This window comes from Saccharopolyspora sp. 6M, from assembly GCF_020176775.1.
Lineage (GTDB): Bacteria > Actinomycetota > Actinomycetes > Mycobacteriales > Pseudonocardiaceae > Saccharopolyspora_C > Saccharopolyspora_C gregorii.
In genome coordinates, this window is the sequence record NZ_JAIUJZ010000200.1 from 1 (window position 1) to 3,891 (window position 3,891).

Annotated in this window: 5 protein-coding genes; all 5 read left to right on the forward strand. The window is 73.5% G+C overall.

Going from position 1 to position 3,891, the window contains the following annotated elements; all coding sequences use genetic code 11:
- Nucleotides 1-201 precede the first annotated feature (201 nt).
- Nucleotides 202-1,215, forward strand: a complete 1,014-nt coding sequence (locus LCD31_RS23420; protein ID WP_224961310.1) for an NAD(P)/FAD-dependent oxidoreductase — start codon at nucleotides 202-204, stop codon at nucleotides 1,213-1,215.
- Between the two features lie 28 nt (nucleotides 1,216-1,243).
- A complete protein-coding gene (locus LCD31_RS23425; protein WP_224961312.1) occupies nucleotides 1,244-1,873 on the forward strand; it encodes a cyclopropane-fatty-acyl-phospholipid synthase family protein in 630 nt (209 codons plus the stop codon).
- A 134-nt stretch (nucleotides 1,874-2,007) separates the two neighbouring features.
- Nucleotides 2,008-2,931: a hypothetical protein gene (locus LCD31_RS23430; RefSeq protein ID WP_224961314.1), complete on the forward strand. Its 924-nt coding sequence runs from the start codon at nucleotides 2,008-2,010 to the stop codon at nucleotides 2,929-2,931.
- A 156-nt stretch (nucleotides 2,932-3,087) separates the two neighbouring features.
- Nucleotides 3,088-3,546 carry a hypothetical protein gene (locus tag LCD31_RS23435; protein ID WP_224961316.1) on the forward strand — a complete coding sequence of 153 codons (459 nt, stop codon included), beginning with the start codon at nucleotides 3,088-3,090 and terminating at the stop codon, nucleotides 3,544-3,546.
- Nucleotides 3,547-3,551: 5 nt separating this feature from the next.
- Nucleotides 3,552-3,812, forward strand: a complete 261-nt coding sequence (locus LCD31_RS23440; protein WP_224961318.1) for a DUF3817 domain-containing protein — start codon at nucleotides 3,552-3,554, stop codon at nucleotides 3,810-3,812.
- Nucleotides 3,813-3,891: the final 79 nt, after the last annotated feature.

Consider the following 3,891-nt stretch of genomic DNA (forward strand, 5'->3'; position numbering starts at 1 on the left):
GTAGGTAGTCACCGGTCAGGGGCATGGGGGTGAGTGTTTCCGAGGGTGTGGGCTCCGGCAACGCGGCGTCGCGGGGTGCGCGGGTGCGGGTGGTGGGTGGTGCGGTCGTAGCGGGTGCGCGTCGTTCTTTGCCGGTGTGGCAATTTTCTTCGCGGGATCGGCGTGGGGTGTGGAGCATCGGCTGCAGAGGAGGGATTTCCCATGGATCTGCAGGATCGCTCTTACGAGATCGTCGTGGTCGGTGGCGGTGCGGCGGGCACGAGTGCGGCGTTGAGCTGCGCGCGGGCCCGGCGCAGCGTGCTGGTCGTCGATGCCGGCGAGCCGCGCAACGCCCCTGCCGAGGGCGTGCACAACTACTTGGGCCGCGAGGGCACCCCGCCGGGTGAGCTGGTGGCGGCCGGGCGTGCCGAAGCGGAGCGCTACGGCGCCGAGTTCAGCACCGGTGAGGTCGTCGCCGCCGAGCGGGCACCGGGCGGTGGGTTCCGGCTCACCCTCGCCGGTGGTGCCGCGGTCGTCGCGGCGCGGTTGGTGGTCGCCACCGGCTTGGTCGACGAGCTGCCGCCGGTGCCGGGGCTGGCGCAGCGGTGGGGCCGGGAGGTGCTGCACTGCCCCTACTGCCACGGCTGGGAGGTCCGCGACCGGCACATCGCCGTGCTCGGGACCGGCCCGATGGCGCTGCACCAGGCGCTGCTGTGGCGGCAGTGGAGCTCGCGGGTCACGTTGTTGCGCCACGCCCTCGGTGAGCTCGGCGCCGAGGACCGCGCGAACCTCGACGCCCGCGGTATCACCGTCGTGCCCGGCCCGGTGGAGGGCGTGCGGGTGGAGGAGGACCGGTTCACCGGTGTCGAGGTCGGCGGGCGGCTGCTGGCCTGCGATGCGTTGGTGGTGGCGCCGCTGTTCACCGCTCGTCTCGGCGCCCTGGCCGATCTGGGGTTGCGCACCGAACCGGTGCGCCGCGGCGACGTGCTGGTCGGTACTCGCCTGCCCGTGGACGCCACCGGTGCGACCGCGGTGCCGGGGGTGTGGGCGGCGGGCAACGTCACGGACTTGACCGGCAACGTCATCGGCGCCGCCGCCGCGGGCGCGAACGTCGCCGCCCAGGTCAACTCGGATCTCGTCGAAGCCGACATCCGCCGGGCCCGCGACGATCCGTTCGTCGTGCGGGAGCGCGAGGTCGCCGATCTCGTCGCGGGCGAGCGGCGCCACGGGCTGTGAACGACGACGACCACGTGAGGAGCACCTGATGAGCGATCGCACCGCGGAAGTGCGGCTGTGGGACGAGATGTACAGCGGGGCCGAGCACTACTGGAGCGGCGAGGCCAATACCGCCTTGGTCGAGCAGGTCGCGGACCTGCCGCCGGGCCGGGTGCTCGACCTGGGCTGCGGGGAGGGCGGGGACGCGCTGTGGTTCGCCGGCCGGGGTTGGCAGGTCACTGCGGTGGACCTGTCCCCCGTCGTCCTCGGGCGTGCCCGCGCCCGTTCCGCCGAAGCGGGTCTGGACGGGCGCATCGACTGGCGGGAGGTGGACTTGGCCGTGGACTTCCCGGCGGGCGAGTTCGACCTGGTCTCGGCGCAGTTCCTGCACTCGTGGGGTGAGCTGCCCCGGGAGCGGGTGCTGCGCCGCGCGGCCGAGGCCGTCGCCCCCGGTGGGACCTTGCTCGTCGAAGGGCACTGCGGGTGGCCGGAGTGGGAGGGGAATCCGCATCCGGAGGTGCACTTCCCCACCCCGCAGGAGGTCGTGGATTCCTTGCGGCTCGCCGACGGGCGGTGGGAGGTGCAGGTCTGCGCCGAGCACGAACGCGTCCAGGCCGCACCGGACGGCACCGAGATCACCCGCATCGATTCCACCGTCAAGGTCCGCCGGTTGCGCTGAGCGGTTCCCCGGTGCCCGGTCCGGTCGTGCACCGGGGAACTGCCCCTGGTGGTGCCCGTTCGTCCCTTTCCCGGCGCCACCGGGGGCGGCGACGGTGGGGTGCATCCCGATCACGTCCGTCCAGGGAGGACTCGATGCGTCGTACGCGCGATCAGCCGTCGGCCGCGGCACGGGCTCGGCTGGGGCACGGGCTCGGCCGGGAGGTCGAGAACGATGCGGTCTGCGCCTCGGGTGGGCGGGTGCCGCACGGTGTCGCGGCGTTGCAGCGGGTGGTGGGCAACGCCGCGGTCGCCCGGCTGCTCGGCGACCGCCCGTCCGGCCGTGGTGGGAGGGCGGTGCAGCGTGCCGTCATCGATTACGCGGACACCGAGGAGCCCGTGGATGTGACGTTGGAGCAGATCACGGCCCGTCCGGAGTTCCAGGACCTGACCGCCGCCCAGCGGGAGGGTCTCGCGGCGAAGGTCGCCTCGGACGACTACTTCGTGCTGCAGGACCTGTTGCGCAGCACCGTGACGGGCGCGGTCAGCGGACCGCATCCTCGCGAGGGGCGTTTCCTGGCCGAATTGGCGAGCAAGCGGAGCAACGTGTTCGCCTACGACCCGGAGATGAACCAGAGCGCGATCCGGCGCGTGCTGAACGATCAGCTGGTTCCCGAGGGCGCCGTGATGCTGCACGCGGACTCGATCACCTCGTTCGGTGACCACGTGCCCAGGACGGACGTGTTCGTCCCGCATCCGGGGCCGTGGACGATGGCAGCGGCGGGTTCGGATCTCGCCGCGGCCTTGGACCACGTGCTCGGCGCGGGCAGCCGCGCGTTCGTGCTCACCGACAACGAGCCCGAGAGCACTTACGCAGCCCACTTGCAGGAGCGGATCGGTCAGATCAACGCCGCTGGGCAGCAGGATCCGGCCTACCGGCCGCTGGCGGTCGCGGTCGAGGCCATCGCCGCTTCCGGGGCGGTGGAGCAGCGGATCGGGTTCGGCGCGGACTCCGACGGGGTCGAGATGGAAGCGGGGCATCGGGGGGATTACCGCCTGCTGCGGATCACCCGGGGCTGACTCGACCGCGGTGGCCCTGCGGGGCTCGTCGTGGTTGAGCACGCGCGCTCGCCCGGGCTGGCGAGAACCCGGTGGTTGTTGTCGATCACGCCACTGCCGGGCGTGCCGGGGGCCGACTAGTTTTCCCTCCGACCCCTCGGAGAGGAAGAGCCCCCAGTGACGAAGTTCCTGCTCAGCGTGCACGTGCTCGCGGCGGTCCTGGCCATCGGCCCGGTCGCCGTCGCGGGCAGCGCGTTCCCCCGCTACTTGCGCGCCGCCGCCACCGATCCGAACGCGCCCGCGGTGCTGCGCGCCCTGCACCGGCTGTGCCGGGTGTACGCGCTGCTGGGCATCGTGGTGCCGGTGTTCGGGTTGGCGACGGCGTCGCAGCTGGGGGTGCTCGGTGACGCGTGGCTGATCACCTCGATCGTGCTGACCGCCGGGGCCGCCGCACTGCTGGCCGCGGCGATCCTGCCCGCGCAGCGCCGTGCCCTGGAGCTGGCGGGTGATGCCGAAGCCGTGGAAGCCGCGCGGCTGCCGGCGCGGCTGGGCATGAGCACCGGGGTGTTCAACCTGCTGTGGGCCGTCGTGGTCGTGCTCATGATCATCCGGCCTGGTTCGACGACGGGGGCGTGAGCGGGATGCGCGGAGAACTCCGCCTGCTACGCGCGGCCGCGATCGTCGAAGCGGCCTCGCTGCTGGTGCTGCTGGTCAACCTCGCCACCGTGCACTGGGGGCCGGTCGCCTCGGCCACCGGCCCGATCCACGGCTGCGCCTACCTGCTGACCATCGCCGCCACCTGGGCCGGCCCGGCACCGACCCGGGCCAGGCTCCTGGCCCTGATCCCCGCCGTCGGCGGCCTCCTCGCCCTCCGCGAAACCCGCCGCACCCCGACGACCTGAGCGACCCCCCGCGCCCGGGGCCGGCGGGGGGGGGGGGCCCGCGGGGGGGGGGGGGGGGGCCGCCCGGGGGGGGGGGCGG

Bases quoted from the DNA above. Each gene is read 5' to 3' on its own strand.
- LCD31_RS23440 (WP_224961318.1), top strand. From the start codon at position 3,552: ATGCGCGGAGAACTCCGCCTGCTACGCGCGGCCGCGATCGTCGAAGCG.
- LCD31_RS23420 (WP_224961310.1), top strand. From the start codon at position 202: ATGGATCTGCAGGATCGCTCTTACGAGATCGTCGTGGTCGGTGGCGGT.
- LCD31_RS23430 (WP_224961314.1), top strand. From the start codon at position 2,008: ATGCGTCGTACGCGCGATCAGCCGTCGGCCGCGGCACGGGCTCGGCTG.
- LCD31_RS23425 (WP_224961312.1), top strand. From the start codon at position 1,244: ATGAGCGATCGCACCGCGGAAGTGCGGCTGTGGGACGAGATGTACAGC.